Below are 26,796 nucleotides of genomic sequence, written 5' to 3'. Positions count from 1 at the left end.
GGGGCAGGGTCGGGCATGGTTTTCAGATCGCATATGGATCAGGCGCTGGCGGAGGCGCGCGCGGCGGGCGCGCGCGGCGAGGTGCCGGTGGGCGCGGTGATCGTGGCCCCGGACGGGCGCGTGGTAGCCGCCGCCGGCAACCGCACGCGCGAGACCTGCGATCCCACCGCGCATGCCGAGATTGTGGCGCTGCGCGCGGCCTGTGCCGCCGCCGGGTCGGAACGGCTGGTGGGGCATGACCTCTATGTGACGCTGGAGCCCTGCGCCATGTGCGCGGCGGCGCTGGCTGCGGCGCGCATCCGGCGGGTGTATTATGGTGCGGCGGATCCGAAATCGGGCGGGGTGGCGCATGGGGCGCGGGTGTTCTCACACCCGCAGGCGCATCACGCGCCCGAGGTCTATGATGGCATCGGCGGCGAGGCGGCGGCGGAACTGTTGCGCGGGTTTTTTGCTGAACGGCGGAACAAGGAAGAGGGTTGAGATGGAATTCAGGTTTCGCGAAGGCGAAGAGGTGGTGGACCTGCCCGAAGGCACGGACGCGGGCGTCTATTTCATCGGCCGCATCCGCACCCCCTGGAGCGACCGCAAGGACTGCCCCCGGCAGGGGCGCGAGGACGGGCCGGAATGCCGGATCGAGCTGGATGCGCGCTGGGCGCCCGCGCTGCGCGGGGTGGCGGAGTATACCTGGCTCGACGTGCTCTACTGGCTGGACAAGAGCCGCCGTGATCTGGTCACCCAGAACCCGAAAAGCGACGGCAAGCTCTTTGGCACCTTTGCCCTGCGCTCGCCGCAGCGGCCCAACCCGATCGGCCTGTCGCGGGTACGGCTGGAGCGGGTGGAGGGCACCACCCTGGTGGTGCGCGGCCTCGATTGCCTCGACGGCACGCCGCTGATCGACATCAAGCCCAACCGCTGTGAGTTCACGCCCAAGGCGCCACCCAAACCCGGGATCTGAGGTCTTTCCCTCTTTTCAACCTGCGGTTTATCCGGTTCACTGCCGGTCCGGACAGGGCAGGGGGCGCAAATGGTACAGGTGTTTCTGGATGCGGTGGCGATCCGCTTCTATCGCGGCATCGGGGCAGAGATGCAGCGCATCGGCCCGTTTTCCGCGATCAACTTCTTTGTCGGCGCCAATAACGCGGGCAAGTCCATCGTGCTGAACTTCATCCACGACCGCCTGCCGTTCTGCGAGGGCAAGTCGCAGCGGCTGGAGCCGAACTCGCCCGAGATCCATCGCGGATCGGGTGTGGAAGGCGAGTTCGTGGCGGCGGTGGGGGTGTCGAAGGAGCGGTTTCTGGAGGCGGTTTGGGAGCGGTTTCCGCAGGCGGAAATGCATGTGCATGAATTTAAGGGAAAAGTCTCCGCCATATTTGACGAGTTGTCTGTCGGCGAGTGCGTTTGGTTTCGTTCTGGCCTTCGAATAGGAGACAGAGAGTACCATCCGCAGCCCGACATTGAAGCCTTGTCCAAGCTTTTTCCGGATAGAGAATGGAACGCTTTATGGCAAAGCGTTCAAGGCTCCTCTGGTGGAGGCCTAAAAAATCATTGGATCCCGCAGAGCCTGGACACACTTGGTAAATGCTTGGCACTCACTTTCCCCTCCACTCAGAAGATCGAGGCAAAGCGCGGGATCGGCCGGGCCGACGAAGCCTTCAACGGGCGCGGCGACGGGGTGATCTACGAATTGGCGCGCCTTCAGGAACCTGGGTTCAACGAGGATGAAAAGCGGGTCCTGTTCGAGCAGATCAACGCCTTTGTGCAAGAGGTGACCGGCAAGCCGGATGCAAGAATACGTATTCCGCATGATCGGTCACAATTGCTGGTCGAGATGGACGGCAAGGTGCTGCCGCTCGACAGTCTGGGTACCGGCATTCACGAGGTGGTTCTGATCGCCTCGTTCTGTACCATCCACCAGAACCAGATCATCTGCATGGAAGAGCCGGAAATCCATTTGCATCCGCTCTTGCAGCGCAAGCTGGTGGAATATCTGCGCGACCACACCGACAACCAGTATTTCATCGCCACCCATTCGGCGGCCTTTATCGACACGTCCGGCGCGGCGATCTTTCATGTCGAGAATGACGGGCGACAGACCCGCGTGCGCCCGGCGCTGGTTCGGCAGGACAAGTGGCATCTGCTCGACGATCTGGGCCTGCGCGCCTCGGACCTGTTGCAGGCCAATATGGTGATCTGGGTCGAGGGGCCGTCGGACCGCATCTACCTCAACCACTGGATCGCGGCGGTGGACCCGGACCTGCGCGAGGGGATCCATTATTCGATCCTGTTCTATGGCGGTGGGCTGGTGTCGCATCTGTCGGCGGGGGCGGAGGAGGACGGGGTGCAGGACCTGATTGACCTGCGCCGGATGAACCGCAACATGGCCATCGTGATGGACAGCGACCGGGCGGGACCTCGGGCGCGATTGAAAGGGACGCCCGAGCGGATTAAGCGGGAGTTGACTGACGAATGGGGCATGGTCTGGATCACCAAGGGGCGCGAGATCGAAAATTATGTCGATCACACGGCCTTACAGACGGCGCTGCAAACCCTGCATCCCCGGATCTATGACCATCCCGCCGAGGGTGGTGTCTTTGACCACGCCTTCTACTTCCATCGCAAGGACGGCAAGGTTCATCAGGCCGCCGACAAGGTCGGCGCCGCGCGGCTGGTTTGCGAAGACCCGGCCAAACTCGATATCCTTGACCTGCGAGACCGAGTGACGGAGCTTGCCCGGCGCATTCGCGGGGCGAACGGGCTGGCTGTGCGCGGGAAGGCGTGACGGGCGCAGATCACCCGGCCTCGGACAGGTGACGTCAGGAGGCCCGGCATTGTCCCGGTTGAACCGGGCTGGCGAGGCGGGCAGCCTCGGGGGTCATCCGTCCGCCTCCAGGCGGTAAACCGCGTGTTCGCCCTCGAACCCCTTGAGACGCAGGGGAACCGGGGCCGAGAAACGGCAACCTGCGTCACTGCTGACCATCTGGTGCAGGGCGTCCGAGACCAGGATCTCGCCGGGACCGGCGGCGGCGGCGATGCGCGCGGCCTTGTTCACCACGGTGCCAAAGAAGTCGCCCCGGTTTTCGACCACCTCGCCGGTGTGCAGGCCGATGCGCAGGGCGAGGGTTGCGTCGGGTGAACCAGTTGCCGCCCGAATGGCCCGGGCCGCGCGGGCCGCGCCGGTGGCGGACTGGAACGAGGACATGGTGCCATCGCCCAGCGATTTGACCAGCGTGCCGCCATGGCCCGTGACAATCGTCTCGATCCGGCGGAAATGGGCATCGAGCAGGCGCACCCATTCGGTATCGCCCATGGCCTCGGCCTGGGCGGAACTGTCGACGATATCGGTGAACATGATGGTGGCGAGCCCGCCGGTGCCGAACCGGTGCGATCCGGCCTGGGCGGCCGCGATCAGGCGTTGAAAGGCGGTGTGCTCGATCCCCAGCTTGTCGCGGTTTGAGTCGGCCTGAGAGATATGGTGCTGCACCATCTTCCAGCTGCCGCGTTCCAGCACAAAGACAAAGGTCACCCGATGGGTGCCACGGCTGCCGGTGCCGAGAAAGGTGTAATGGCTCTGATAGGTGGCCCAGCCGGCTTCACCATGCTCATAGGCTTCGATTTCAATATCCTCTTCGATGAAATCGGGGACCTCGGACAGATGATCAGCGAGACCGTCGCGCACCAGCTGTCCGCGCCAGAGCTCGCCATCGGCGCTTCCGATATAGACCAGCGCGTCGGATTGCGACAGGTAATGCGGCAGGTCGGCCACCTTGTGGCTGCGGATCAGGGTGGTCCAGCGGCGCACGATGGCTTCGATCTCGGGCGAGCGCTGGATCATACCTTCCACTCCAGCCGATGGACCCGGTGCAGGCCGTCAAAGCCCTTGAGCGGGATCTCTGCCGGCGGGTGAATGACCAGGTCCACCACCTTGCCGGTCAAATCACAGGTGGCGCCGGAGATCACGATTTCGCCCGGTGCCGCGGCGGCGGCGATGCGGGCGGCCTTGTTGACCACGCTGCCAAAGAAATCTTCGCGGGTCTGGATCACCTCGCCGGTATGGATGCCGATCCTCAGGGCGATGGCGGGGCCGTCGAAGGCCTCGGTCGCGCGCAATATGGCCTGCGCCGCGCGCAACCCCTGCTCTGGTGACGGGAAGCTCGACATGGTGCCATCGCCCAGTGATTTGACGAACTGCCCGCCCCGCGCCTCGATGATCTCGCGCAAGCTGTTGAAATGGCGGGCCACCTCGGACGACCACAGCCGGTCGCCCATGGCCGAGGCCAGGCGCGAGGAATTGACGATGTCGGTGAACATGACCGACGCAAAGCCCTCGCGCTGATCCAGCGAGAACCCCTGTTTCGCGGCGGCGACCAGATCGGCGATGGCCGTCTGTGCGGCACCGGTGAACTCCATGTTCGGGATCGGGACCGATCCATGGCGATGCACGATCTTCCAGGCGCCGTCCTCGAGCGTGAAGATCAGGGTCGAGCGGACCTGGAACACCCGGTCGGGGTCGGTGACAAAAACCAGTTCGTGGCACAGGCAGGCCCAGCCGGTGCCGTCGTGCTCGTAAGCCTCGGCAAAGACCTCTTCATGTTTGAGGAACTCGGGAATGTCCCCAAAGAAATCTCCGATCCCCTCACGTACCGATGGGCCGACCCAGATCTCGTCCTGTCCGGTTCCGATGAAAAGTAGGTGGTCCTTTTCGGTCATCATGTTGCGCAGGTCATTTGGGCGCCTGTTGGGGATCGCGTCGATCCAGCGCCGTGCCATGGCCAGCAGCTCGGGAGAGGCGACAACACCGCTCATTCCCGCCACTCCAGCCGGTGGATGACGTGTTCGCCCGCAAGTCCCTTGAGCGACGTGGTGACCGGGTCGGCAAAACGAAATTCGCGGCCGGCAACCAGGATGCGGGTCGCGTCCGACAGCCGGATGTCGCCGGGTTGTGCGAGGACTGCGATCCGCGCGGCCTTGTTCACCACCAAGCCGAAGAAATCGCCGCTGGCCTCGGTGACCTGTCCGCTGTGCACGCCGATACGCACATGAAGGTGTGGTTCCGTTTCGCGCTCGGCCATCCGCTCCTGGATTTCCTGAGCCGCCAGCAGCGCGGGACCGGCACCGTAAAAGGCCGACATGGTACCGTCCCCAAGTGTCTTGACAAGCTCGCCCCCGTGCCGGGTCACGATGGTCTTGATCTCGCGAACATGGTTCTGAACCAGATCGCTCCACGCGGTATCGCCGATGGTTTCCGTGATCAGTGTGCTGTCGGCGATGTCGGTGAACATGATCGTGGCCAGCCCGGCGTGTCCGAGGTTTGGCCGGTCGCGCGCGGCGGCCTTTGCGATCTCGTCGAAGTTCCCTGGATCGTAGCCCAGCGAGGTGGCGTTTGGGACCGGGTTCGAGTTGTGTAAATGAACGATTTTCCACTGGGCCTCTTCGAGGCCGAAAACGATGGTGCCCCGGAACTGGATTCTTGCGCCCGTATCCGGCGTGACCATTGTTGCGCTCCAGACCGACCAGCCCATGACATCCCTCTCGAATGCATGGATGTCGATATCTTCGTAGCGGAAGACGGCAAGCTCTTCGCGGGTTTCGGAAAAGAACCTGCGCAGCACGTCACCGGTGAACAACTCGCCCTCGGCGGACCCGAGGTAGAGAAGCGCGCTGCTGTGCGAGAAAAGCCCGCTGGCAGATCCGTCGCGCCGGGCCGTGCACTGGAGAAACCGCCTGGTAATGGCGGCGAGTTCTGGCGAGTTCTGGTAGCGGTCGGGCATGCAGAGCCTCCGGCCGGCGGAAATAGGGGATGACTGTTCCCTTTCTAAAGCCTCGGGCGGCTTTCCCGCAATCTCTTGCATGCGTGCAGGGTTCGGGCCGACGAGAAACATGCAAGGGGCAGGAAACATTCATGCAGTTTTCACCATCGAAGCCTTGCAGCGCGCGCCGCAGTCCTCAGGGTGAGAAAGACAGGTTCGAAGAGCGGTTCGGTTAGTCTCGCCACTCCAGCAGATGGGTCAGGTGCTCGCCCGTGAGCCCGCGCAGGGCCACGGTGGCGGGATCGGCAAAGACGAAACCGCCGCTGTCGCCGACCATCAGACGGGTGGCATCGGAGACGCGGATTTCACCCGGCCCGGCAAGGGCGGCAATGCGGGCGGCCTTGTTGACCACGGTGCCGAAAACGTCCGTGTCGCCGGCGATCAGGTCGCCGGTATGCAGGCCGATGCGGATCCGCAACCTCGGCTCGGCTTCGGCCTGGGCCACTGCCTGCTGGGCGGCTGCAGCGGCGGAAAGCGCGGCACGGGCCGATGGAAAGCTGGACATCGTGCCGTCGCCCAGCGACTTGATCAATGTCCCGCCCAAGCCTTCGATCAGCGACTTTACGGTGCCGATATGGGTCTTGACCGCAGCCGACCATAGGGCGTCGCCGATGGCGGCGGCGATGGCGGTGCTGTCGGCGATATCGGTGAACATTATGGTGGCGAGCCCGGTGCGGGCTGGTGCCTCGGTTCCGGACAGGGCTGCATCCAGAAGCTCATCAAAGCGCGCGAGCTCTCGCCCCAGACCTTCGGTATTGGTTCGCGGGATCGAGTTGTGGACATGCGCGATGCGCCATTGGCCCTGTTGCAGGTGAAAGATCAGGGTAGTGCGCACCACGGCGGCGGTGCTGTCGGGGGCCTTGGCCTCGTGCAGCGTGATCGACCAACCCACCGGACCACAGGCGAAACCGTCGATCGAAATGAAGCGCAGGCGCATGCGCGGGTGGGCATCGACAAACCGGCCAAAGGCCTGCCGGAACTCGGTGCCTTTGCCGATCTCGTCAGGGGCGGTGCCGACGTAGCACAACAGCGCGTCATCCGTCAGCAGATTGACCATCGTGGCGCTGTCGCCGTTGGCATAGGCTTCGTGCCAGCGGCGCGCGATGGCGGCGATCTCGGGGCTGGGTTGGAGCGGTGCGCTCATTCCTGCCACTCCAGACGATAGGTCACATGCCGCCCTTCCAGCCCCTTGAGACTGACTTCGACAGGTGGGGAGAACCGGAAGTGCCGCGCGGCGCCGACCATGATGCGGGTTGCGTCCGACAGGCAGATGTCGCCCGGTGCCGCCAGCGCGGCAACGCGCGCGGCCTTGTTCACGACGGTGCCGAACAGGTCGCCGTCCTGTTCGACCAGATCGCCGGTATGCAGGCCGATCCGGATGCGCAGATGCGGCTCCTCGGTGGTGTTCGTGATGATGTTCTGCAATGTTACCGCCGCGGACAGTGCCGCCGAGGCCGAGGGAAAGGCCGACATGGTGCCGTCGCCCAAGGTCTTGATCAGCGTGCCGCCATGCTCGGTGACGATGCTTTCGACCTGTTTCAGATGCGCCTGCACGGCAACCGACCAGCGGGCGTCGCCCAGGGTTTCGGCCAGCACCGAACTGTCGGCGATATCGGTGAACATGATCGTGGCCATGCCGGTGCGCTGGAACTGGGCCGGGGTGGCAAGTGCTGCTTCGAGCAGATCCTCGAACCCGCGCGATTCGTATCCCAGCGCCTCCATGTTCGAGACCGGGTTCGAGTTGTGCACATGCACGATCCGCCAGACGCCCTGTTCAAGATGCAGAACGAAGGTGGAGCGAAAGGTGATCTCCTTGCCGGTATCCAGCGACACCCGCTCGCCGAACCATTCGACCCAACCCAGTTCGCCGCATTCAAAGCCGCGAAACTCGTCCCGGTCCCAGGCAAAGCTGGGGATGTCCTCCATATAGCTCGCCATGCCCCGGCGCAGCGTGTCGCCGCGCCAGATCTCGCCATGGGAGGAGCCGATATATCCCAGCGCCGGATCGGCCGAGAAGAGGTTGGTCACGGCCGCCTTGTCCCCTGACGCATAGGCGCGGAGCCATCGCCGCACGATGGCGCCAAGCTCGGGCGAGGGGGTGATGGCGGCCACGGCCTCAGACCTCGATGGGTTGCATCACCTCCGGCTCGATCACGTCTACATCGGGCAGGCCGTCGATCAGCGCCTTGGCCGATTGTTCGAGGATCGGGAAGGTCTTGTAGTGACCCGGGATCACCGTCTTGAAGTCGAAGAAGCGCTTGGACGCCCAGGCGGCGCCTTTCATGTCCATGGTGAAATGGCCGCCCGCGCTGAGGATGCCGATATCGGGTTTGTAATACTCGCCCATCCAGTCCATGTCGGCCATCATCGCGGTATCGCCGGAGTGGTAGATCGTGTGCTTCTCGGCGCTGATCATGTAGCCCACTTCCGATCCGCCGGTGCGCAGCCCCTCGGGGGTGGAGAAGGTCGAACTGTGCGAGGCGGGCACCATCGACACCCGGACGCCGTTCAGGGTGACTGTCCCACCCTTGTTGAAGCCTATGGTTTCGATCCCCTCGGCCTCGCCCCAATATCCCATCAGGTCGTACTGGCCCACGACCGGGATTCTGAGCCGTTTTGCCAATGGCAGCACATCGATGACATGGTCGAAATGCGTATGGGTCAGCAGGATATGGGTGGCGCCGGCGACGGCGGCGTCGTGCTGATCCTCGGGCAGGGCGGGGTTGCCGCTGAGCCAGGGGTCGATCAACAGCACGGCCTCGCCGCTTTCGATCCGGAAACTGCCATGTCCCAGCCAGATGATCTTCATGTGTTTCTCTCCGTGAACTGCGTTTCAGATCACCCTAGCACCGGCCGGGTGAAAATCCACGGAGAGGTTGCGGGAAATCGCGATAGGGTCGGGGCCGGACCGGTCGCGAACGGGACAGACGTGCAGCGTTTCTGTGGCGGACAACCGGGAAACAGCAGGCGGAGGGGCAGCGATGCAGGAAGTAACGGCGGATGTACTGGTGATCGGTGGCGGCACCGCCGGTTTTGGCGCGGCGGTGGCGGCGGGGCGGTTGGGGCTCGATGTGGTGCTCTTGGAAGCGGGGACCAAGGTGGGCGGGGTCATGGCATTCTGCCCCGGCATGCCCTGGGGCGCGGCTTATCCGCAGGATGAGAGTATCGGTGGGCTGATGCAGGAACTGGAGGGCCGGTTGATGGCGATGGACCCGCCGATGGCCGAAAAACGGCCCTGCACGCTGGAGAATTTCGGCCCCGAGATCCAGTACGACCACGACGCCGCCACCACGATGATGTTCGAGATGCTGGAAGAGGCGGGTGTGAGGGTGTTCCTGGGCGCGGTGGCTTTTGCCCCGGTGATGGAGGACAACCGCATCGCCGCCGTCGAATTCTTCGACCGGCGCGGACCACAGCGGATTGCGGCGCAGATCGTGATCGACTGTTCCGGCGATGGCGACATCTCGTCCAAGGCGGGGGTGCCGTTCACGCTGGGCGACGGTCAGGGCAACATGATGGCGGTGACGCTGTCCTTTTTCATGGAAGGCGCGGACTGGGACCGGGTGTTTGCCGAGAACGATCCCTATTTCCGCCGCTATGCCGCCCGGGGCATCGCCGAGGGGCGGTTGCATCCACATCTGGCGCAGCTCTACCTGATGAAGGGGTTTCATCCAGGCACGGTGTTCTGCAACTCGGTGGCCATTCGCGGGGTGGACGGAACGGATCCCGCCGATGTTACCCGCGCCACGCAGGAGGGGCGGCGGCGCTGCCTGCAACTGGCCCAGTTCCTGCGCACGGATGTGCCCGGGTTCGAGGCCGCGCACATGTCGCAGCTGGGCCCCACCGTGGGCGTGCGCGAGACCCGCAAACTGGAGGGTATCTATCGTGTGACCGGAGCCGATCTGGCGGCGGGCACCAAGTTTGCCGACGGGGTCGTCGCCTGTGACAACCCGATCGACGATGTGATGCGCACCTCGGATCAGATGACCCATGACGCCATGGTCGAGCGTGGCGGTTATTACACCATCCCGTTCCGGTCGCTGTTGCCGAAAGCGGTTGAGAACCTGATGTTCGCGGGCCGCATCCTGTCGGCGGATCTGGTGGCCTTTGCCTCGGTCCGGGGGATGCCGCAATGCATGGCGATGGGTCAGGCGACCGGGACAGCGGCGCATCTGGCGATCCGCGACCGCGTGCCGGTGCAGCAGGTGGATCACGCCGAATTGGTGAGACTGTTGTCAGAGCAGGGGGTGTCGCGTCTGGCATATTGATGCCGTAGTGATAATCTACGTTGGAATGTTGAGTCCTTGAATTACCAATGCCGATCTTATCACATTTGCGTATCATTCGTTCATATGTTTGAACGATCTACCAAAGTGATTGAACGAGCGATCATTCACGGTGGGCCTCCATAGATGCAGTTTCCTGATACGCCCAACAGGCCGCAAGGCCGGGCGCCGACATTCAATCGAAAGGAAACCAACCGATGAACCGAATGATCCCCTTCACCGCCGCTGCCCTGTCGGCCCTGCTTGCCTTTGGTCCGGCGATGGCCGCCGATGAAACCAATGTGGTGCCCGGCCTGACTGCTGCTGGCGCGCCGCTGGGCCTGCATGGCTCGGACCCGGTCGCGCTGCTCGACAAGGGCAAGAACCGCGAAGGCAAAGCCGCGCATACCGCCGTCCATAACGGGGTGGCCTATTACTTTGCCTCTGAGAAGAACCTCAAGGCGTTCGAGGCCAACCCCGCCCACTACGCGATCCAGAACGGCGGGTTCTGCACATTCGGCGTCTCGGTGGGCAAGAAGTTCGACGGCGACCCGAACTATGCCGCCGTGGTCGATGGCAAGCTCTATGTCTTCCTCAACGAGGAGATCTACAAGATGTTCGAGAAGGACAAGGCCGGCACCATCGCCAAGGCGGCAGCCAATTGGCAGAAGATCGAACACAAGGCGGCCAAGGATCTCTGATCCCGCCCGCTTCCCGGATCGGCCCGTGCGACCCCTTGCGCGGGCCGTTTCGTTTTGGTCGCTTGACCTTTGCCGCCCGGGTCGGTCATCTGCCCGGATGCGCAAGGAGGAAGCGATGACGGCGGCGGTTATGACCGACAGGGCGCGCCGCGCCGGGATCGTGGGCGCGATTGCCTGTACCACCATCTTTGCCTTGACCGTTGGCCTCAGCTTTCCGCTGTTGTCGCTGGTGCTGGAGGATCAGGGCACCAGCGAGGCCGCCATCGGGGTCAACGCGGCGATGACGCCGCTGGGGATCATGATCGCCTCGCCTTTTTACCCGCGCCTGATCGAGCGATTCGGCAGTTGGCAAGTGGCCATCGGCTCGCTGCTGCTGTCTGCGCTGCTGATCCTGTCGCTGGGGCTGACCCGCTCCTTTGGCGCCTTTCTGGTGCTTCGGCTGATGCTGGGCATGGCCGATGTGGGCATCTTCATCGTGTCGGAGACCTGGATCAATCAACTCGCCCGCCCCGAGACCCGGGGCCGGGTGGTGGGCATCTATGCCACCGGGCTGTCGGTGGGGTTTGGTGCCGGGCCGTTCACGCTGGCGCTAATCGGGTTCCAGGGGTTTGCGCCCTTTGCCGTTGGCGCGGCCTGCTGTTTGCTGGCCGTCGGCGTGGTGCTGGCGGTCAGGGCGCAGGTGCCCGATGTCTCGGACGAGGCACCGGTGTCGCCGCTGGGGTTCCTGCGCCGGGCGCCGACCCTGCTGGCGGCGATCTGCGTCTATGCCTTCTGGGAGGGGGCTATGCTGTCGCTGTTTCCGGTCTTTGGCCTGGCGGCGGGGCTGACGGTGGCGGTGGCGACCTCGGCCCTGTCGGTGGCGTTCCTGGGAAATACGGTGTTGCAGATCCCGATCGGATGGCTGTCGGACCGGACCTCGCGTCGGCAGGTGATGGTGCTGTGTGCCCTCTTGACCGCGCTGGGCGCGCTGTTGTTGCCCGGCCTGCCTGACCGGTTGCCGCTGTTTCTGGGCGTTCTCTTTGTCTTTGGCGCCACGGCGGGCGGCATCTATACCATGGCGATGTCGGAACTGGGCGACCGGTTCAGCGGCAGCGACCTGGTGGCGGGCAATGCCGCCTTTGCCATCGCCTTTGGCCTGGGTGGCATGCTGGGCGGGCCGATCACTGGTGCGGCGATGCAACTGACCGGCAATGGCGGTTTTGCCGGGGTTCTGGCGCTGATTTTTGCGGCAATGGCGGCGCTGGCCTATCTGCGCAGGCGGCGCGGCTGACCATCGCCTTTCCGTTGCCCTTGCGACCGCGCCCACGGGGCGGTAAATGCGGGCCTGACGCAGATGAGGGAAACCGATGTCGATTGACCAAAGCACCGCCGCCAAAGTGGCCAAGCTGGCCCGGATCAAGGTGGACGAAGAAGCGCTGCCTGCGCTGGCCGCCGAATTCAACACCATCCTCGGTTTCATCGAGCAGCTGAACGAGGTGGATGTCGAGGGCGTCGAGCCGATGGTCTCGGTTACGCCGATGCGGCTGAAGCGCCGCGCTGACGGGGTGACCGACGGCAACCGGCAGGCCAAGGTCCTGTCCAATGCGCCCGACGCGCGCGAAGGGTTTTTCGCGGTTCCCAAGGTGGTGGAGTAAGACATGAGCGATCTGAACACGCTGACGCTGGCCCAGGCGCGCGATGCGCTGCGCAAGGGCGAGACCACCTCGGTCGCGCTGACCGAAGCCTGCCTAGCTGCCATCGAAGGGGCAGGGGCGCTCAACGCCTTTGTCCACAAGACCCCCGAGATCGCGCTGGAGCGTGCGAAAGCCGCCGACGCAAGGCTGCAATCGGGCGATGCGCCCAAGATGTGCGGCCTGCCCATCGGCATCAAGGACCTGTTCTGTACCAAAGGCGTGCCGTCTCAGGCGGCCAGCCGTATCCTTGAAGGGTTCAAGCCGGAATACGAATCCACCGTCAGCCAGCAACTGGCCGATGCAGGCGCCGTCATGCTGGGCAAGCTCAACATGGACGAGTTTGCCATGGGGAGCAGCAACGAGACCTCGTGCTATGGCAATGCGGTCAACCCCTGGCGGCGCGGCAATGACGACGCGGCGCTGACGCCGGGCGGCTCTTCGGGCGGCTCCGCCGCCGCCGTGGCTGCCGATCTGTGCCTGGCCGCGACCGGCACCGATACCGGCGGCTCGATCCGCCAGCCTGCCGCCTTTGTTGGCATCACCGGCATCAAGCCGACCTATGGCCGCTGCTCGCGCTGGGGCATCGTCGCCTTTGCCAGCTCGCTGGATCAGGCCGGGCCGATGACCAAGGATGTGCGCGACGCCGCCATCATGCTCGAGGCGATGTGCGGCCACGATCCCAAGGATTCGACCAGCGCCGATCTGGCGGTGCCCGATTTCGAGGCGATGCTGACCGGCGATATCCGGGGCAAGGTGATCGGCATCCCGCGCGAATACCGCATGGACGGCATGCCCGAAGAGATCGAGGCGCTGTGGCAGCAAGGCACCGAGATGCTGCGCGCCGCCGGGGCCGAGATCCGTGACATCTCGCTGCCGCATACCAAATACGCGCTGCCCACCTATTACGTGATCGCGCCGGCCGAGGCGTCGTCGAACCTGGCCCGGTATGACGGGGTGCGCTATGGCCACCGCGCCAAGTTGGCACAGGGTGACGGCATCACCGAGATGTACGAAAAGACCCGCGCCGAAGGGTTCGGACACGAGGTGCAGCGCCGGGTCATGGTCGGCACCTATGTGCTGTCGGCGGGTTTTTACGACGCCTATTACAACCGCGCCCGCAAGGTACGCACCCTGATCAAGAAGGATTTCGAGGACGTCTTTGCCGCCGGTGTGGACGCGATCTTGACACCCGCCACCCCCTCGGCCGCCTTTGACCTGGGCGAGATGACCGATGCCGATCCGGTGCAGATGTATCTCAACGACGTGTTTACCGTGACGGTGAACCTGGCCGGTCTGCCCGGTGTGTCGGTGCCCGCCGGACTTGACAAGCAGGGGCTGCCCTTGGGCCTGCAACTGATCGGCCGTCCGTGGGAGGAAGGCGATCTGCTGAACACCGCCTACGCGCTGGAACAAGCGGCTGGCTTTGTGGCCAAGCCCGGGAAATGGTGGTAAACCTGTCGCCAAAGCAAAAGAGCAGGACGGCAAACATGCGCGTATTCTATCTTGTCCCCGTGATCGGGGTGCTTGCGGCCTGTGATCCGGCAATTCCGGATTCGGGCTCGGGGGTCGGATTCAACACGCCTGAGTATCAGGCCCAGCGCGAGGCCGTTCTTCAGGGCCAGACGATCAATGGCGATCCGCTGATCCCGCCCTCTGCTGTCTCGACCGAGGGGCTGGCGCCCGCCCAGACGGGCGGCTTGATTCAGCCGAACCCGATCGAGGACCCGATCGCCACGACCGCCACCGCATATACGCCGCAGCCGACCGATACCGCCGAGGAAATCGCCCGCGAAACCGCCGCGGCCTTGGCAGCGGCCAATGCCAATTCCGGTGTCGCACCGGTTCAGGCCAGCCCCTCGAATCCGGCACCGGATCTGATCAGCAGCCCGTCCATCTCGGACGAGCAGGATTTTCAGGCGGTTGCCAGCCGCCAGACGATCCAGAGCGACGCCGAACGGATCGCGCAGAACCGTGCCAGTTACCAGGTGATCGCCCCCACCGCGCTGCCTGAACGCACCAGCGACGGCACGCCCAACGTGGTGCAATACGCGCTCAGCACGAGCCATCCGAAGGGCACCCAGATGTACAGCCGGTCGGGTTTCAACCTTGCCGCCAAGGCGCAGCGCAACTGTGCAGGTTACGCCTCGCCCGATCAGGCACAGGCCGAGTTCCTGGCCAATGGCGGCCCGCAACGCGACCGCAAGGGGCTGGACCCTGACGGCGACGGCTATGCCTGTGCCTGGGATCCGGCGCCGTTTCGGCGCGCGGTGCAGAACTAAGGCCGCGTGATCCCGGTCTGGCATCCCTCGCCAAATTTCGGCCCCCGCCGCGACGGGTTGTCTCCGTCGCTGGTGGTGCTCCACTATACCGCCATGCAGGACGCGGCAGCAGCGCTGGACCGGCTCTGCGATCCGGCGGCCGAGGTTTCGGCCCATTACCTGATCGGCGCCGATGGCAGGCTCTGGCAGATGGTCGACGAGGCGCAACGGGCCTGGCATGCCGGGGCGGGGGAGTGGCAGGGCCTTGATGACATCAACTCCCGCTCCATCGGTATCGAACTCGACAACCGCGGCGATCACCCGTTTTCGGCCCCGCTGATGGCCACGCTGGAAATCCTGCTGGCAGAGGTTCTGCGCCGCTGGGCCATTCCCCCCGCTGGCGTGATCGGCCATTCCGACATGGCACCCGGGCGCAAATGCGACCCCGGTCCGCGATTCGACTGGGCACGGCTGGCCCGTGCCGGTCTGGCCGCGCCAACCCTTTGTGAACGCTTGTTTGAGTACCCCTCGCCGCAAGCGTTACGTGCCCGCGCCTGTGCCGCCGGATTCACCGCGCCGGTCGATGACGACACTCTTTTGGCCGCCGTCCGCCTGCGCCACAGACCCTGGGCGCACGGCCCGCTTGCGCCCGAGGATCTTGCATCGCTCGCGCCCGCCGCCCCTCGGGCGTGATTCCTGCGCGTCGCCGCCCCGCGCTCGGGAATATCCGCGGCGCAACGAAGACCGGGCGCCATGTGACTTCATTTCGCTAAAAATACTCCGGGGTGAATTGGCCGCAGGCCAAGAGGGGCAGCGCCCCTGCTTGTCTCGCCCCCTTGACCTCTGCCGCGCCAACGCCTAACTGCGAAGCCGCGCGGAGGGCCGGATGGCCGCGTGGGGGGCAACCCCCGCGAGGAAAGTCCGGACTCCATGAAGCAGCGGTGCCGGGTAACGCCCGGGCGGGGAAACCCGACGGAAAGCGCCACAGAGAACAGTCCGCCGCGCAGGTCGCGGCAAGGGTGAAACGGTGGAGTAAGAGCCCACCGCGCCCCTGGCAACAGGGGCGGCACGGCAAGCCCCACCGGGAGCAATGCCAAATAGGACCCCCGCGCGGGACGCGTCGGTTTCGGCCGATACCTCCGCTAGGCCGCTTCAGCCGAGAGGGGTCGGGTTGGCAGCTTGAGGCGCCTGGTAACAGGCGCCCCAGAGGAATGGTCATCGAAGGGGGAAACCCCGGAACAGAATCCGGCTTACAGGCCCTCCGCGCGCGTTGTCTGTTTAGCCTGGCGGCGTGTAGGCGCCCGTCAGGGTCCCGGCCTTCTTGGCGATGGCGACAAATTCCGCCCCGGTCCATGCCCGTACCGTCTCGACCTTGGACACCGAACCCGAGGCCGCCACAGCCATGCCGACGGCCACGGTATCGGCCCCATCGGGCGCCTCGCTGATCATCACGACGTCATTGGTCCCGGTCGTCATGTACAGCGCCACGACCCGGCCGCCCACCTTGTCCAACAGGGCCTGTATGGGGCCGCTGCGGTCTTCGGGCTTTTTCATCAGCCCCTGGATGCCGGATTGGGAATAGCTTGCATAGGTAATGAACAGCGCCATGGTATTCTCCTTTGACCTGTCGGGTTGCGGACCCTTTGTCTTGGACCGGGTCCGGGGGTCCATATTCCGTTCAACCGGTCGGTATCGACAGTCCGGTCAGAACGAGACCGCCGGCGATGATCAGGACCACGCCGAGGGCCGGGGCGAGCCAGCGATTGTCGGGCAGGATCTTTTCGGCTGCCACATAAAGAGCGATGCCGATAATCCAGTAGAGATTCATGACGCCGCCGACAAAGAGCAGGGCCATCAGGGCCCAGCAGCAACCGATGCAGTAGATACCGTGGTGAGCGCCAAGAGTGAGAGCACCCTTGGCGCCTGGCCGGTTATGTGCCACCAGGAACTCCGCCGGGCTGGAGCAATGTTTCAGGCAGGTCCGTTTTAGATTTGAAAATTGGTAGAATCCCGCCCCGAGCAGCAATGCGCCGGACAACCAGCCCGCCGACAGGGTCATCATTGGATCGCTTGTCAGGTCCAACTGGCCCAGCCCCCATTGCGCAAGCGTGGCTGCCACGCTGAACCCGGCCCAGACCAGAAGGTAGCCCGCCAGGAACAATCCGGTCAGACGGCCCGCTATGGCGCGATCGGGACCCATACCCTTGATGCGCGCATAAAGCAGCAGCGCTGGCGTGGCGCTTGGTGTCATCATGGCGATCATCATGACCCACCACATCAGGAACACCAGCACCGCGCGGCCCGGCGTCCATTCGATGCCGGGACCCATCCGCATCGGCTCGCCGATCGGACGGGCCATCCGGGTCATCTCGACCGCGCTCATCTGCATGCCGATACCTGCGATCGTGTACCAGGCCGCTATGATGACCACAAAGGCGACGCCGCCGAGAACGATCAAGGCATCATGCCGCAGCAATCGTTCGACCGAGCGCGCGGGCGAGCTTCGGTTCTGGTCTGTCATTGCCGGTGCCTGACTAGGCGTCCACGATGCCGTGGCCCGATATGTTCAGGCGCGCAAGATGGGCATGAGTGGCATCGAACGTCAGGCTGATTTCTCCGCCGGTGGTCCTGGCAGAACCGGAGGCGGCTTCGGCGCTGCGATACTCGAAGCCGTTTGGCAGGTGAATCGCCGCACGGTGCGGCAGCCCGGAAACGATGTTCGGGATCGGCCCGACTTCGACGTCGAAAACGCCCTTGACCTTGGCGTGGCCGGTGCGCTCTTCGCGGTTCCAGTCCAGTTCAATGGGGACGTAGAGCGTTTCGAACTTTTTCGGGGCCATCGCGCTGTAGACATACCACATCGTGGCCATCTCTTCGGTGTCTTCGCCTTTCATGATCGCTTCGAGCGCGGCGCGCTGATCGGCATCGGCGCGTTCGTCTATAATCAGCTGCATCTGGCCATTGCCTTCGTGAATCGGGCCTGGCCAGTGATAGACGCCGGCGGCACGCAGGCCATCCAGCTTAGTGTTTCCGTAATGTCCTTTTTCAATGTCGTAGACGACGACCGCCTCGCAATTGCCGGTGGTCGGCAGAACGCTAAACTGGCACGGGCAACCAAAGTTGCAGTTGCAATTGGCGAGTTCCTCGCCCTCGATCTTCCATTCGGTCATGATATCCCCCAAAATGTCTGGCCTAACTAAAGTGCCTGCTCGGGGGGTCTTGCCAGCATATTGCCTCGCGCCGGTATCATCCGGCTTGGCCTTTCTGGATCGTAGAACTGAACCATATCACGAAACTGTGAGTTCTCAAAATGGCGGTTCAGCAACGCACCTCTGGCTTTGTCCGGAAATTCCAGATTACCGCAAGGAATCCGGTTGACTCGGCCCGCCAGCCGGGTAAAAGCGCAGCCTCAAGAGAGATTTCAACCGAAAGGCCCCTGCCTTTTCGGACGCAGGAGATAACCATGGCGAAGCCGACGACAATCAAGATCCGTCTGAACTCGACCGCGGGCACGGGCCACTTCTACGTGACCAAGAAGAACGCGCGTACGATGACCGAAAAGATGACCGTGCGTAAGTACGATCCGGTCGTCCGCAAGCATGTCGAGTACAAGGAAGGCAAGATCAAGTAATCTTGCATTGCAGACTTCGAAGAGGGGCTGTGCCACAGGGTGCGGCCCTTTGTCGTTTGATATGCTTTGTGGTTGGGTGAAAAGGTCCTGCTTGCCATAGCGGCCTTTGCAGGGCAAGGTTGGGGTGTCCGCCACAAAACCTCTGCAAGTTCAAGCTTATCATGAAAAAACTTCTGCTGCCCGCCGCTGCCCTGTTGTCCCTGTCCGCCTGCGCTAGCTGGTTCCATCGCGAAGGGGTCGGCTTTACCGGCATTGATGGTGAACCAAAGTCTGTTACCGCCGAGAAAGGCTCGGCCGACTATGTCTCCCGCCGGCTGAGTCTGCCTGCGGAACTTGCCAGCAAACCGACGCCGCGCCTGCAAAGCGACAAGGGTGATATGGAAAGCCTGGCCAAGGTGGCCATTGCCAACGGCGGCCGGAACCCGAACACCGCGGTCGAGGCCGGAGCCGGAGATATCGACGTATTTCTTAGCACGGTCGAGGTGAACGGTGTTCTGTTCGCGGTCCTACGTACTGCGGAGGACGGTATCGACCGGTTGCCCGAGGGTGCCGGGGCAGGGTTTGCCCAGTCGGTGCCGCGCCTGACCGGGTGCCTTGCCGGTGGCCAAGTCTATCAGGCCGGAACCGCCAAGCGCGCCAGCGGATTGGCCGTGCCGCTTAATTGCAGCTAAGACGCTTGGCGGTGGCAAATGAAAAAAAAGGGCGGGGATTTCCCCGCCCTTCGTTCTTTGTGTCTGCTCTTGGCTTATTCGCGGTTGCCCAGGAATTGCAGCAGGAACATGAACAGGTTGATGAAGTCCAGATACAGGCTCAGCGCGCCCATGATGGCGGCCTTGCCCAACCACTCCTGATCGCCCGAATGGGCCATTTGCAGGTAGGTATTCTTGATGTTCTGGGTGTCATAGGCGGTCAGGCCCGCAAAGATCAGAACGCCGATCGCCGAAATCGCAAAGGCCATGGCCGAAGACGCCAGGAAGATGTTGACCACCGAGGCTACGATCAGGCCGATCAAGCCCATCACCAGGAAGGTGCCCATCGCGCTCAGGTCTTTCTTGGTCGTGTAGCCAAAGAGCGACAGACCGGCAAAGGCAATGGCGGTGATCAGGAACACCTGGATGATCGACTCGCCGGTAAACACCAGAAAGATCGAGCTGATCGACAGGCCCATCACAAAGGCAAAGGCATAGAACACCAGCTGCGCGGCGGCGGCCGACAGGCGGTTGATCGCGGCGCTGAAGCCAAACACAAAGGCCAGCGGGGCGAACATGATCACCCATTTCAGCGGCGAAGCGTAGATCGAATAGCCGAACTGGGTTAGGAACTTGTCGGCGCTCAGCTGTGCGGCGGCGGCGCTGGGATCGGTCGTCACCGCCAGGCCCGAAATCGCCCAGGCCGCGGCAAAGGTGATCAGCATACCCACGGACATCGTGCCGTAGACTTTGTTCATATGGGCGCGCAAGCCCTCGTCGATCTGGACGGCGCGCGAACCGGCTGCGGACCGGACCGTGTCGAATTGAGCCATGTGGGTCTCCCTCAATAACATTCTCCGGCCGTCAGGTTCCCCCGACGGCGGTCAGATCAAATATCGGAGAGCTTGCCCCTCAATTCAAGACGTTCCTCAGGAAATCGACGGATTTCCAGGCTGTTTTCCCGGCTAAATTTATATTCCGGATGCATAAAAAGGCGGCCCGCCGCGGGGACGGGCCGATTCAGGGGAAAAATCGTCTGTTTCGGCCAGGCTCAGCGGCGCCAGAAATCGGGCGCATCCCAGACCGACCGGCGCGCTTCGGCCTCTGCTTGCGCACGGTTCACTCCGATGTCGTCCAGCGCCCGGTCGTCCAGCCGGGCCAGGGCGCGGCGCTGCCGCCAGAGGGCTGCCAGCCGGGTCACAACGCCCGGGCGGGAGACGAGGGCAGGGCGGCAGCGCTGTGCAGAGGTAAATGCGGTCATGGGCTGTTCCTTTCGTTGTTGTGATGATTGTCGTGCGTTTCATCAATTGCCTTGATGTATATGGTGCGTTATAAACATCATGGAAATGAATAGTTTTGAACCAACACATCAAGGCTTGTGATGATTAGAAATCTCGATATCACCACCCTGCGCAGTTTTGTCACCGTGGCGGACAGCGGCGGCGTGACCCGCGCGGCGGGTTTCCTGCATTTGACGCAGTCGGCGGTCTCGATGCAGCTCAAGCGGCTGGAGGAGTTACTGGGTCTGGAACTGCTGGACCGGTCCGGGCGCGGCATTGCCTTGACCGCGGCGGGCGAACAACTGCTTGCCTATGCGCGGCGCATGGTGGCGCTGAACGACGAGGTGATCGCCCGCCTGACCGATCAGGGATTCGAGGGCGAGGTGGTTCTGGGCGTGCCGCATGACATCGTCTATCCGGCGGTTCCGCGCGTGCTGCAACAGTTCAACGCCAGCTTTCCACGGGTGAAGGTGCAGCTTCTGTCCTCCTATTCGTCGCGGTTGAAGGAACTGTATGACCGGGGCGAATGCGACCTGATCCTGACGACCGAGGCTGGCGGCGGCGATCATTGCGAAACCATCGCGGAACTGCCGCTGCGCTGGGTCGGGGCCGCCGGTGGTTCGGCCTGGCGGCAGCGGCCATTGCGGCTGGCGCTCGGTCGGCGCTGCCTGTTCCGGCCCAAGGTCATCGCCGCGCTCGATGCCGCAGGCATCCCTTGGGATCTGGCGGTCGAGACCGAGAACGACCGCACCATCGAGGCGACCGTCTCGGCCGATCTGGCGGTGCACGCCATGCTGGACGGGACCGAGGCCAAGCATCTGGTGCAGATCGAACCGGGCGCGCTGCCCGACCTTCCGGTACACAAGATCAACCTTTACGGCGGCGCCGATGGCAAGGGTCAGATCGTTGAGGAACTGGCCGCGCTTGTGCGGCAGAACTTCAAGACCCTCGGCAGCGGTCATCTCCGCGCCGTCGGCTGACGGGTACCGGTGGACGCCGGTCGCCTCCGGCGGGAGTATTTGTGACCAGAAAGAAGCGGCATCGCATAGTCCTGCGTCTTCCAGGTGCGAAATCCTTCCGGGACCGCAATTGTTGCGCGATTGATCCGAGCGCCAACGGGGCTGGCCGCCGCCCTGCGTCTCAGGGGGTGATCACCACCTTGCCGGTCGAGGCGCGGCTGCGCAGCAGCTCCATTCCCTCTTCGACACGATCCAGCGGCAGAACATGGCTGACATGCGGTTTCAACTTGCCGTCCTGGTACCACTGGAACAGGGTCTCGAAACTTCGCCGCATGACCTCGGGCCGGAAATTCAGATAGCCGCCGATATAGAAACCGATCACCGTCAGGTTCTTGACCAGCAGGTGATTGGCCGGAATTTGCGGCACGTCGCCACCGGCGAAACCGATCGGCAGCAGGCGGCCTTCGGGGTTGGTGGCGCGAAAGGCGGCCTTGAACACCTCGCCGCCAATCGCGTCGTAGACGACATCGACCCCGCCAAGCTCTAACAGGCGGGCGCGCAGATCCTCGCTCGCGTCGATCAGGATATCGGCGCCGGCATGGCGCGCGATCTCGAGCTTGTCAGCTCCGCGTGCATGGGCGATCACCCGCGCGCCCATCAGCTTGCCGATCTCGACTGCCGTCAGCCCGACCCCGCCCGCGGCCCCGGTGACCAGCAGCGTCTCACCCGGTTGCAGGCGCGCCCGGTGATCCAGCGCCATGTGGCCGGTGCCATAGGCGATCAGGAAGGCGGCGGCGTGCTCGAAACTCATCGCATCGGGCAGTTTCACGGCGCGGCCGGCAGAGAACACACCCTGTTCGGCCAATCCGCCCTGTCCCGAGTAGACAGCGATTCGGTCGCCGACGGCAAAACCGTCCACCCGCGGCCCCACGGAATTGACGATTCCGGCTACTTCGAGGCCCAAAGTGAAGGGAGCGGCCGGAGTATCCTGGTACGTGCCTTTCTGCATCAGCAGGTCGGCAAAGTTCAGTCCGCACGCGCGAATATCGACCCGGATTTCACCGGGTCCCGGCGCCGGAACTGGCCTGTCGACCAGAACGGCCCGGGTGGCATCCTTGAGAACAGTAAATGAACGCATTGCTGTTACCTCTTGATTCTTAGGCCATAAAGGTCAAGCGCGGCGCGGCTGTCAAACTGGCAGGTCTTTGGGAGGTCACTGAGTCGCGGCGGTCTTCTGAGCGGTGCCGGGCGTTACTCCACACAGGTTGTATACGTCAAAAAGAAACGCAACCAAAAGTGGACTTCCGAGTTGGAAGATTCAACCAGCTTGAATTCAACCCACAATTTCGTCATATTCCAAAGTGGTGAGGTTCGAGTTGCCAGACGTTATTAGGAAAACCTTAGTCTGCAATGCCGGACAATTGGGCAAGTCTGCCCCTCCGGTTGTTTCCCCGGGCGGTTGTCAGTGTATCAGAGGAGAATTTCAATGACCCATCCTGTTGACGTCCATGTGGGCAAGCGCGTCCGTCACCGGCGCTGGCTGATTGGTATGACCCAGCAGCAACTGGCCGAACAGGTCGGCATCAAGTTCCAGCAGATCCAGAAATACGAGACCGGAGCCAATCGGATCAGCGCCTCTCGCCTCTGGGATATCGCCGATGCGCTGGATGTGCCGGTCAGCTTCTTCTTCGAAGGGTTGGACAACACACAAAAAGGCAGTTCGGAAAAGCCCAGCGTGCCTGCCGATTTGATGGGCGACAAGGAAGCGCTGGATCTGGTCCGTTCCTACTACGCAATCCCCGAGAACCAGCGCCGCCGTCTGTTCGAACTGGCCCGCGTCCTCAGCGACGTCGCCTGACAATCCGACACCTGTTGCTTTACCGTGTCGTCGATGGCAAAGCACCGTCATGACAGACACAGACCTGACAGATGTCGTGATCGCCGAAAAGCTTGCCGATGCAGCGCGGCAGGCCATTCTTCCCTATTTCCGGCGGGCGGACCTTGACGCGGAAAACAAGCTTGCCGCCGGGTTCGATCCGGTAACAGCGGCCGACCGCGACGCCGAGCTGGCGATGCGCGCCATCCTGGCGGATCTGCGGCCGCAGGACGCGATTCACGGTGAAGAATTCGCCAATGTTCCGGGCCGATCCGGTCGGACCTGGGTGCTCGATCCCATCGACGGGACCCGGGGGTTCATCTCCGGTACGCCCACATGGGGGGTGCTGATTGCCCTTTCGGACCAGAATGGTCCGTTCCTTGGGGTGATCGATCAGCCTTACATCGGCGAACGGTTCATCGGCACGCCGCAGGGGGCGCATATGGTCGGGCCGATGGGGCGGCGCGATTTGGGCACGCGGCGTGGTGCCGCGCTGGAGGACGCGGTGCTGTTCACCACATTCCCTGAACTGGGCAGCAGCGATGAAGAGGCCGCTTTCCGGGCGGTGTCGAGACGGGTCAAACTCACCCGATACGGCATGGATTGCTACGCTTATGCGCTGCTGGCCGCCGGGCTGGTGGATCTGGTCATAGAGGCAGGGCTGAAGGCGGTCGACATCCAGGCCCCGATTGCCCTGATCCGGGCCGCCGGGGGCGTTGTCACGGATTGGCAGGGGGGACCGGCTCATGAAGGGGGCAGGGCGCTCGCCGCGGCCAATCCGCAGATGCACGCGGCGGCGCTGGAGATCCTCAGCCGGGCCTGATGTCTTGCGGTCCGCCGACCGCTGGGGTAGGCTTTGCAAGCGCCGGTTCTTGACCCCGTTTTCCATCGGCGCATCACACACTTCCATGAGACGGGTGAGAACAAGAGAAGTGTGTCGACATGTCCGAAATCCTCATCCGCAAGGCCGATTGCATCCTGACCATGGATGCCGGTCGCCGCGAACTCACCGGCGCCGATATCCTGATGCGGGACGGAACCATAGCGGCCATCGGCCAAGGCCTGGCCACCACCGGCGCGGTGCACGACGCGCGCGGCTGCGTGGTCACGCCGGGCCTCGTGAATACCCATCACCACCTCTATCAGAGCCTCACGCGCGCGGTGCCGGGCGGGCAGGACGCGCTGCTCTTTGGCTGGCTCAAGACGCTCTATCCGATTTGGTCCCGTTTCGGGCCCGAGGAGATGTTCGTTTCGGCCCAGATCGGGCTGGCGGAACTGGCGCTGTCGGGCTGCACGCTCAGTTCCGATCACCTGTATCTCTACCCCAACGGCGCGCGGCTTGACGATACCATCGCCGCCGCGACCGAGCTTGGCCTGCGCTTTCACCCCACAAGGGGCGCCATGAGCATCGGCGAAAGCGCCGGTGGCCTGCCGCCCGATACGCTGGTCGAGGGTGAAGCCGCGATCCTGGACGACATGATCCGGGTGGTCGATGCCTTTCATGACGCGGGCGAGGGCAGCATGTGCCGCGTGGGCCTTGCCCCCTGTTCGCCCTTCTCGGTCAGCCGCGAGCTGATGCGCGACGCGGCGCTGCTGGCGCGCGACAAGGGCGTGATGCTGCACACCCATCTGGCCGAGAATGACGAGGATATCGCCTATAGCCTGGCGCAGTTCGGTTGCCGCCCCGGTCAATATGCCGAGGATCTGGGCTGGATCGGCCCGGATGTCTGGCACGCCCATTGCGTCAAGCTGGACGGGGCCGAGATCGACCTCTTCGCCCGCTCACGCACCGGCGTCGCCCATTGCCCCTGTTCCAACTGCCGTCTGGGCAGTGGCATCGCCCCGGTGCGTGCGATGCGCGACGCGGGCGTGCCGGTGGGGTTGGGGGTCGACGGCTCGGCCAGCAACGACAGCGGCAACCTGATGGGTGAGGCGCGGCAGGCAATGCTGTTGCAGCGCGTTGCGCGGGGCGCCAATGCCATGTCGGCCCGCGAGGCGCTGGAGATCGCCACCCGCGGCGGCGCCGATGTGCTGGGCCGCCCCGATTGCGGCCGGCTCGAGCTGGGCAAACGTGCCGATATCGCGGTCTGGGATGTCTCGGGCATTGATAGCGCGGGCAGCTGGGATCCGGCGGCGCTGCTGCTGGCCGGACCTACCCGGGTCAAGCACCTGTTTGTCGAAGGCCGCCAGATCGTGCGCGACGGCCAGATCATCACCATAGACCTGCCGCGCATGATCGAACGGCAAAACCGCCTTGCCCGCGCGCTGATGGACTGATCCCCTTCATTTCGCAAAAAAATACTCCCGCTGGAGGCCCGCCCGCAGGGCGATCAGACCCGCCTACCGCCGATCCAGACCTCGGCAATGGCGCGGTCGTCGCCCATCATGATGGTCGGGAACAGCGCTTCCCACAGGTCGTCCGCCACGGCGCTGCGCTGGGCGATGGCGGGGGTCGAGGCGAGGTCGAGCACCACCAAGTCGGCCTCCATCCCCGGGGCGATATTGCCGATCTGGTGATCCATCCGCAGCGCCCGTGCCGAGCCCTGCGTGGCCAGCCAGATCAGTTGCGCAGCATGGAGCGGCACGCCGCGCAGCTGGCCGATCTCATAGGCCGCCGCCATGGTGCGCAGCATGGAGAAGCTCGACCCGCCACCGGTATCGGTGGCCAGCCCGATCCGCTGCCCCTCAGCCATCAGCCCGGCCATGTCGAAGAGGCCCGAGCCGATGAAGGTGTTCGAGGTCGGGCAATGGATAAGCCCGGCACCATGTTCGCGCAGCCGGTCGCGCTCGCGCTTTTCCAAGTGGATCGCATGGCCATAAAGCCCACGCCCACCCAAGAGCCCGTGCTGCTCGTAAGTGTCCAGATAGTCCCGCGCCTCGGGGTAGAGCCCCTTGACCCATTCGATCTCGTCGGTCTGTTCGCTCAGATGGGTCTGCATCAGGCAATCGGGATGCTCGGCCCAGAGCGCGCCCATCGCATCCAGCTGTTCCGGTGTGGAAGTGGGCGAGAACCGGGGCGTGATCGCGTAAGAGATCCGGTCCACCCCATGCCACTTCTGCAACAGCGCCCTAGACTGGTCATAGGCGCTTTGCGCCGTGTCGCGCAGGAATTCGGGGGCGTTGCGGTCCATGCAGGTCTTGCCCGCCACCACCCGCTGCCCGCGCGCCTGCGCCTCGGAAAAGAAGGCCTCCACGCTCTCGGGATGGATGGTGCAGAAACTGCACATGGTGGTGGTGCCATGCGCCGCCGTCAGGTCCAGATAGCGCGCCGCGATCTCGGACGCATAGGCCGGATCGGCGAACTTGCGCTCCTCGGGAAAGGTATAGGTGTTGAGCCAGTCGATCAGCCGCTTGCCCCAACTGGCGATCATCGCCGTCTGGGGATAATGCACATGGGCATCGACAAAACCGGCCAGGATGACATGCGCGCCATGGTTCGTCTCGGCGGCATCCGGTGCCGCCGCGCGCATCGCCGCCAGCGTACCGACAGCCGCGATATGCGACCCGTCGATCAGCACGGCCTCATCGACCTGTACCGCATCCGCGGGCGCGCCTTCGAACGGAGAGCGGGCAAAGGACAGGACCTGCCCCCTGAGGATCGTCTTGCCGGTCATCGTCCGGACCTCCTTTGCGCATCACAAAACGGACGCTACCCTA

General features: G+C 63.9%; 29 protein-coding genes and 1 other RNA gene. 17 read left to right on the top strand and 13 right to left on the bottom strand.

From position 1 onward, the window contains the following. Positions 1-15 precede the first annotated feature (15 nt). The 3 genes from OEZ49_RS11110 (at position 16) to OEZ49_RS11100 (ending at position 2,779) form a co-directional block, all read left to right on the top strand. Positions 16-480 (top strand): nucleoside deaminase, encoded by a 465-nt coding sequence (locus tag OEZ49_RS11110; RefSeq protein WP_263388368.1) that lies wholly within the window; start codon positions 16-18, stop codon positions 478-480. Between the two features lies 1 nt (position 481). Continuing rightward, positions 482-955: a tRNA (N6-threonylcarbamoyladenosine(37)-N6)-methyltransferase TrmO gene (gene tsaA / locus OEZ49_RS11105; RefSeq protein WP_263388367.1), complete on the top strand. Its 474-nt coding sequence runs from the start codon at positions 482-484 to the stop codon at positions 953-955. Between the two features lie 69 nt (positions 956-1,024). Continuing rightward, positions 1,025-2,779 (top strand): AAA family ATPase, encoded by a 1,755-nt coding sequence (locus OEZ49_RS11100; RefSeq protein ID WP_263388366.1) that lies wholly within the window; start codon positions 1,025-1,027, stop codon positions 2,777-2,779. A gap of 93 nt (positions 2,780-2,872) precedes the next feature. Here the strand turns inward: OEZ49_RS11100 and OEZ49_RS11095 are convergent, their stop codons facing one another. From OEZ49_RS11095 to OEZ49_RS11070, 6 genes are all read right to left on the bottom strand, one after another. Continuing rightward, the gene (locus OEZ49_RS11095; RefSeq protein ID WP_263388365.1) at positions 2,873-3,832 is read right to left on the bottom strand and encodes a nuclear transport factor 2 family protein; all 960 of its coding nucleotides are present in this window, start codon (positions 3,830-3,832) and stop codon (positions 2,873-2,875) included. Continuing rightward, positions 3,829-4,803 carry an adenylate/guanylate cyclase domain-containing protein gene (locus tag OEZ49_RS11090; protein ID WP_263388364.1) on the bottom strand — a complete coding sequence of 325 codons (975 nt, stop codon included), beginning with the start codon at positions 4,801-4,803 and terminating at the stop codon, positions 3,829-3,831. Before OEZ49_RS11090 ends, OEZ49_RS11095 begins: the two co-directional genes overlap by 4 nt. Beyond that, complete coding sequence (locus OEZ49_RS11085) at positions 4,800-5,768, bottom strand: adenylate/guanylate cyclase domain-containing protein (RefSeq protein ID WP_263388363.1); 969 nt, start codon at positions 5,766-5,768, stop codon at positions 4,800-4,802. Before OEZ49_RS11085 ends, OEZ49_RS11090 begins: the two co-directional genes overlap by 4 nt. 211 nt (positions 5,769-5,979) lie before the next feature. Beyond that, positions 5,980-6,951 carry an adenylate/guanylate cyclase domain-containing protein gene (locus OEZ49_RS11080; RefSeq protein WP_263388362.1) on the bottom strand — a complete coding sequence of 324 codons (972 nt, stop codon included), beginning with the start codon at positions 6,949-6,951 and terminating at the stop codon, positions 5,980-5,982. Continuing rightward, positions 6,948-7,919 (bottom strand): adenylate/guanylate cyclase domain-containing protein, encoded by a 972-nt coding sequence (locus tag OEZ49_RS11075; RefSeq protein WP_263388361.1) that lies wholly within the window; start codon positions 7,917-7,919, stop codon positions 6,948-6,950. Before OEZ49_RS11075 ends, OEZ49_RS11080 begins: the two co-directional genes overlap by 4 nt. Positions 7,920-7,923: 4 nt before the next feature. Next, a complete protein-coding gene (locus tag OEZ49_RS11070; RefSeq protein ID WP_263388360.1) occupies positions 7,924-8,616 on the bottom strand; it encodes a metal-dependent hydrolase in 693 nt (230 codons plus the stop codon). A gap of 172 nt (positions 8,617-8,788) precedes the next feature. On the opposite strand from OEZ49_RS11070, the gene OEZ49_RS11065 reads away from it, so the two are divergent. The 8 genes from OEZ49_RS11065 (at position 8,789) to rnpB (ending at position 15,973) form a co-directional block, all read left to right on the top strand. Continuing rightward, positions 8,789-10,075: an FAD-dependent oxidoreductase gene (locus OEZ49_RS11065; RefSeq protein WP_263388359.1), complete on the top strand. Its 1,287-nt coding sequence runs from the start codon at positions 8,789-8,791 to the stop codon at positions 10,073-10,075. A gap of 215 nt (positions 10,076-10,290) precedes the next feature. Continuing rightward, positions 10,291-10,773: a YHS domain-containing (seleno)protein gene (locus OEZ49_RS11060; RefSeq protein WP_263388358.1), complete on the top strand. Its 483-nt coding sequence runs from the start codon at positions 10,291-10,293 to the stop codon at positions 10,771-10,773. A gap of 115 nt (positions 10,774-10,888) precedes the next feature. Then, on the top strand, positions 10,889-12,043 hold the full coding sequence (locus tag OEZ49_RS11055) for an MFS transporter (protein WP_263388357.1): 1,155 nt from the start codon (positions 10,889-10,891) through the stop codon (positions 12,041-12,043). Positions 12,044-12,119: 76 nt separating this feature from the next. Beyond that, positions 12,120-12,407, top strand: a complete 288-nt coding sequence (gene gatC, locus OEZ49_RS11050; protein ID WP_263388356.1) for an Asp-tRNA(Asn)/Glu-tRNA(Gln) amidotransferase subunit GatC — start codon at positions 12,120-12,122, stop codon at positions 12,405-12,407. A 3-nt stretch (positions 12,408-12,410) separates the two neighbouring features. Further along, positions 12,411-13,898, top strand: a complete 1,488-nt coding sequence (gatA, locus tag OEZ49_RS11045; protein WP_263388355.1) for an Asp-tRNA(Asn)/Glu-tRNA(Gln) amidotransferase subunit GatA — start codon at positions 12,411-12,413, stop codon at positions 13,896-13,898. Between the two features lie 35 nt (positions 13,899-13,933). Further along, complete coding sequence (locus OEZ49_RS11040; RefSeq protein ID WP_263388354.1) at positions 13,934-14,725, top strand: hypothetical protein; 792 nt, start codon at positions 13,934-13,936, stop codon at positions 14,723-14,725. A 6-nt stretch (positions 14,726-14,731) separates the two neighbouring features. Further along, positions 14,732-15,397: an N-acetylmuramoyl-L-alanine amidase gene (locus OEZ49_RS11035; RefSeq protein WP_263388353.1), complete on the top strand. Its 666-nt coding sequence runs from the start codon at positions 14,732-14,734 to the stop codon at positions 15,395-15,397. A gap of 181 nt (positions 15,398-15,578) precedes the next feature. Beyond that, an RNA gene (gene rnpB / locus OEZ49_RS11030) (RNase P RNA component class A) lies at positions 15,579-15,973 on the top strand. 9 nt (positions 15,974-15,982) lie between these two features. Here rnpB and OEZ49_RS11025 read toward each other — a convergent pair. From OEZ49_RS11025 to OEZ49_RS11015, 3 genes are all read right to left on the bottom strand, one after another. Beyond that, a complete protein-coding gene (locus OEZ49_RS11025; RefSeq protein ID WP_263388352.1) occupies positions 15,983-16,312 on the bottom strand; it encodes a GYD domain-containing protein in 330 nt (109 codons plus the stop codon). Positions 16,313-16,382: 70 nt separating this feature from the next. Continuing rightward, a complete protein-coding gene (locus OEZ49_RS11020; RefSeq protein ID WP_263388351.1) occupies positions 16,383-17,225 on the bottom strand; it encodes a DUF2182 domain-containing protein in 843 nt (280 codons plus the stop codon). Between the two features lie 13 nt (positions 17,226-17,238). Next, positions 17,239-17,874 (bottom strand): DUF1326 domain-containing protein, encoded by a 636-nt coding sequence (locus OEZ49_RS11015; RefSeq protein WP_263388350.1) that lies wholly within the window; start codon positions 17,872-17,874, stop codon positions 17,239-17,241. A 293-nt stretch (positions 17,875-18,167) separates the two neighbouring features. On the opposite strand from OEZ49_RS11015, the gene rpmG reads away from it, so the two are divergent. Next, positions 18,168-18,335, top strand: coding sequence for a 50S ribosomal protein L33 (rpmG, locus tag OEZ49_RS11010; RefSeq protein ID WP_007799108.1), 168 nt, complete (start codon positions 18,168-18,170; stop codon positions 18,333-18,335). Positions 18,336-18,496: 161 nt separating this feature from the next. Beyond that, on the top strand, positions 18,497-19,006 hold the full coding sequence (locus OEZ49_RS11005; RefSeq protein ID WP_263388349.1) for a hypothetical protein: 510 nt from the start codon (positions 18,497-18,499) through the stop codon (positions 19,004-19,006). Between the two features lie 74 nt (positions 19,007-19,080). Here OEZ49_RS11005 and OEZ49_RS11000 read toward each other — a convergent pair whose 3' ends face one another. Next, positions 19,081-19,857: a Bax inhibitor-1/YccA family protein gene (locus OEZ49_RS11000; protein ID WP_263388348.1), complete on the bottom strand. Its 777-nt coding sequence runs from the start codon at positions 19,855-19,857 to the stop codon at positions 19,081-19,083. A gap of 218 nt (positions 19,858-20,075) precedes the next feature. Further along, positions 20,076-20,285, bottom strand: coding sequence for a DUF1127 domain-containing protein (locus OEZ49_RS10995; RefSeq protein WP_263388347.1), 210 nt, complete (start codon positions 20,283-20,285; stop codon positions 20,076-20,078). A 120-nt stretch (positions 20,286-20,405) separates the two neighbouring features. On the opposite strand from OEZ49_RS10995, the gene OEZ49_RS10990 reads away from it, so the two are divergent. Beyond that, entirely contained in the window at positions 20,406-21,284 is an 879-nt protein-coding gene (locus tag OEZ49_RS10990; RefSeq protein ID WP_203583013.1) for a LysR family transcriptional regulator, read from the top strand. A 160-nt stretch (positions 21,285-21,444) separates the two neighbouring features. On the opposite strand, the gene OEZ49_RS10985 is transcribed toward OEZ49_RS10990, so the two are convergent. Then, complete coding sequence (locus OEZ49_RS10985; RefSeq protein ID WP_263388346.1) at positions 21,445-22,401, bottom strand: NADPH:quinone oxidoreductase family protein; 957 nt, start codon at positions 22,399-22,401, stop codon at positions 21,445-21,447. A 348-nt stretch (positions 22,402-22,749) separates the two neighbouring features. On the opposite strand from OEZ49_RS10985, the gene OEZ49_RS10980 reads away from it, so the two are divergent. The 3 genes from OEZ49_RS10980 to OEZ49_RS10970 all read left to right on the top strand — a co-directional run bounded on the left by OEZ49_RS10980 (position 22,750) and on the right by OEZ49_RS10970 (position 25,416). Beyond that, positions 22,750-23,121, top strand: a complete 372-nt coding sequence (locus OEZ49_RS10980) for a helix-turn-helix domain-containing protein (protein WP_263388345.1) — start codon at positions 22,750-22,752, stop codon at positions 23,119-23,121. A 49-nt stretch (positions 23,122-23,170) separates the two neighbouring features. Then, a complete protein-coding gene (gene hisN, locus OEZ49_RS10975; RefSeq protein WP_263388344.1) occupies positions 23,171-23,962 on the top strand; it encodes a histidinol-phosphatase in 792 nt (263 codons plus the stop codon). Positions 23,963-24,081: 119 nt separating this feature from the next. Next, complete coding sequence (locus OEZ49_RS10970; protein ID WP_263388343.1) at positions 24,082-25,416, top strand: 8-oxoguanine deaminase; 1,335 nt, start codon at positions 24,082-24,084, stop codon at positions 25,414-25,416. A gap of 53 nt (positions 25,417-25,469) precedes the next feature. Here the strand turns inward: OEZ49_RS10970 and guaD are convergent, their stop codons facing one another. Further along, on the bottom strand, positions 25,470-26,753 hold the full coding sequence (gene guaD, locus OEZ49_RS10965) for a guanine deaminase (protein WP_263388342.1): 1,284 nt from the start codon (positions 26,751-26,753) through the stop codon (positions 25,470-25,472). Between the last annotated feature and the right edge of the window lie 43 nt (positions 26,754-26,796).

This window comes from Ruegeria marisflavi (assembly GCF_025673445.1).
Taxonomy (GTDB): Bacteria; Pseudomonadota; Alphaproteobacteria; order Rhodobacterales; family Rhodobacteraceae; genus Ruegeria_B; species Ruegeria_B marisflavi.
This window is presented reverse-complemented; position numbering and strand designations above follow the sequence as displayed.

Excerpts from the sequence above, each read along its gene's own strand:
- OEZ49_RS11110 (WP_263388368.1), top strand. The coding sequence starts at position 16 with ATGGTTTTCAGATCGCATATGGATCAGGCGCTGGCGGAGGCGCGCGCG.
- tsaA (WP_263388367.1), top strand. The coding sequence starts at position 482 with ATGGAATTCAGGTTTCGCGAAGGCGAAGAGGTGGTGGACCTGCCCGAA.
- OEZ49_RS11100 (WP_263388366.1), top strand. The coding sequence starts at position 1,025 with ATGGTACAGGTGTTTCTGGATGCGGTGGCGATCCGCTTCTATCGCGGC.
- OEZ49_RS11095 (WP_263388365.1), bottom strand. The coding sequence starts at position 3,832 with ATGATCCAGCGCTCGCCCGAGATCGAAGCCATCGTGCGCCGCTGGACC.
- OEZ49_RS11090 (WP_263388364.1), bottom strand. The coding sequence starts at position 4,803 with ATGAGCGGTGTTGTCGCCTCTCCCGAGCTGCTGGCCATGGCACGGCGC.
- OEZ49_RS11085 (WP_263388363.1), bottom strand. The coding sequence starts at position 5,768 with ATGCCCGACCGCTACCAGAACTCGCCAGAACTCGCCGCCATTACCAGG.
- OEZ49_RS11080 (WP_263388362.1), bottom strand. The coding sequence starts at position 6,951 with ATGAGCGCACCGCTCCAACCCAGCCCCGAGATCGCCGCCATCGCGCGC.
- OEZ49_RS11070 (WP_263388360.1), bottom strand. The coding sequence starts at position 8,616 with ATGAAGATCATCTGGCTGGGACATGGCAGTTTCCGGATCGAAAGCGGC.
- OEZ49_RS11065 (WP_263388359.1), top strand. The coding sequence starts at position 8,789 with ATGCAGGAAGTAACGGCGGATGTACTGGTGATCGGTGGCGGCACCGCC.
- OEZ49_RS11060 (WP_263388358.1), top strand. The coding sequence starts at position 10,291 with ATGAACCGAATGATCCCCTTCACCGCCGCTGCCCTGTCGGCCCTGCTT.
- OEZ49_RS11055 (WP_263388357.1), top strand. The coding sequence starts at position 10,889 with ATGACGGCGGCGGTTATGACCGACAGGGCGCGCCGCGCCGGGATCGTG.
- gatC (WP_263388356.1), top strand. The coding sequence starts at position 12,120 with ATGTCGATTGACCAAAGCACCGCCGCCAAAGTGGCCAAGCTGGCCCGG.
- gatA (WP_263388355.1), top strand. The coding sequence starts at position 12,411 with ATGAGCGATCTGAACACGCTGACGCTGGCCCAGGCGCGCGATGCGCTG.
- OEZ49_RS11040 (WP_263388354.1), top strand. The coding sequence starts at position 13,934 with ATGCGCGTATTCTATCTTGTCCCCGTGATCGGGGTGCTTGCGGCCTGT.
- OEZ49_RS11025 (WP_263388352.1), bottom strand. The coding sequence starts at position 16,312 with ATGGCGCTGTTCATTACCTATGCAAGCTATTCCCAATCCGGCATCCAG.
- OEZ49_RS11020 (WP_263388351.1), bottom strand. The coding sequence starts at position 17,225 with ATGACAGACCAGAACCGAAGCTCGCCCGCGCGCTCGGTCGAACGATTG.
- OEZ49_RS11015 (WP_263388350.1), bottom strand. The coding sequence starts at position 17,874 with ATGACCGAATGGAAGATCGAGGGCGAGGAACTCGCCAATTGCAACTGC.
- rpmG (WP_007799108.1), top strand. The coding sequence starts at position 18,168 with ATGGCGAAGCCGACGACAATCAAGATCCGTCTGAACTCGACCGCGGGC.
- OEZ49_RS11005 (WP_263388349.1), top strand. The coding sequence starts at position 18,497 with ATGAAAAAACTTCTGCTGCCCGCCGCTGCCCTGTTGTCCCTGTCCGCC.
- OEZ49_RS11000 (WP_263388348.1), bottom strand. The coding sequence starts at position 19,857 with ATGGCTCAATTCGACACGGTCCGGTCCGCAGCCGGTTCGCGCGCCGTC.
- OEZ49_RS10995 (WP_263388347.1), bottom strand. The coding sequence starts at position 20,285 with ATGACCGCATTTACCTCTGCACAGCGCTGCCGCCCTGCCCTCGTCTCC.
- OEZ49_RS10990 (WP_203583013.1), top strand. The coding sequence starts at position 20,406 with ATGATTAGAAATCTCGATATCACCACCCTGCGCAGTTTTGTCACCGTG.
- OEZ49_RS10985 (WP_263388346.1), bottom strand. The coding sequence starts at position 22,401 with ATGCGTTCATTTACTGTTCTCAAGGATGCCACCCGGGCCGTTCTGGTC.
- OEZ49_RS10980 (WP_263388345.1), top strand. The coding sequence starts at position 22,750 with ATGACCCATCCTGTTGACGTCCATGTGGGCAAGCGCGTCCGTCACCGG.
- hisN (WP_263388344.1), top strand. The coding sequence starts at position 23,171 with ATGACAGACACAGACCTGACAGATGTCGTGATCGCCGAAAAGCTTGCC.
- OEZ49_RS10970 (WP_263388343.1), top strand. The coding sequence starts at position 24,082 with ATGTCCGAAATCCTCATCCGCAAGGCCGATTGCATCCTGACCATGGAT.
- guaD (WP_263388342.1), bottom strand. The coding sequence starts at position 26,753 with ATGACCGGCAAGACGATCCTCAGGGGGCAGGTCCTGTCCTTTGCCCGC.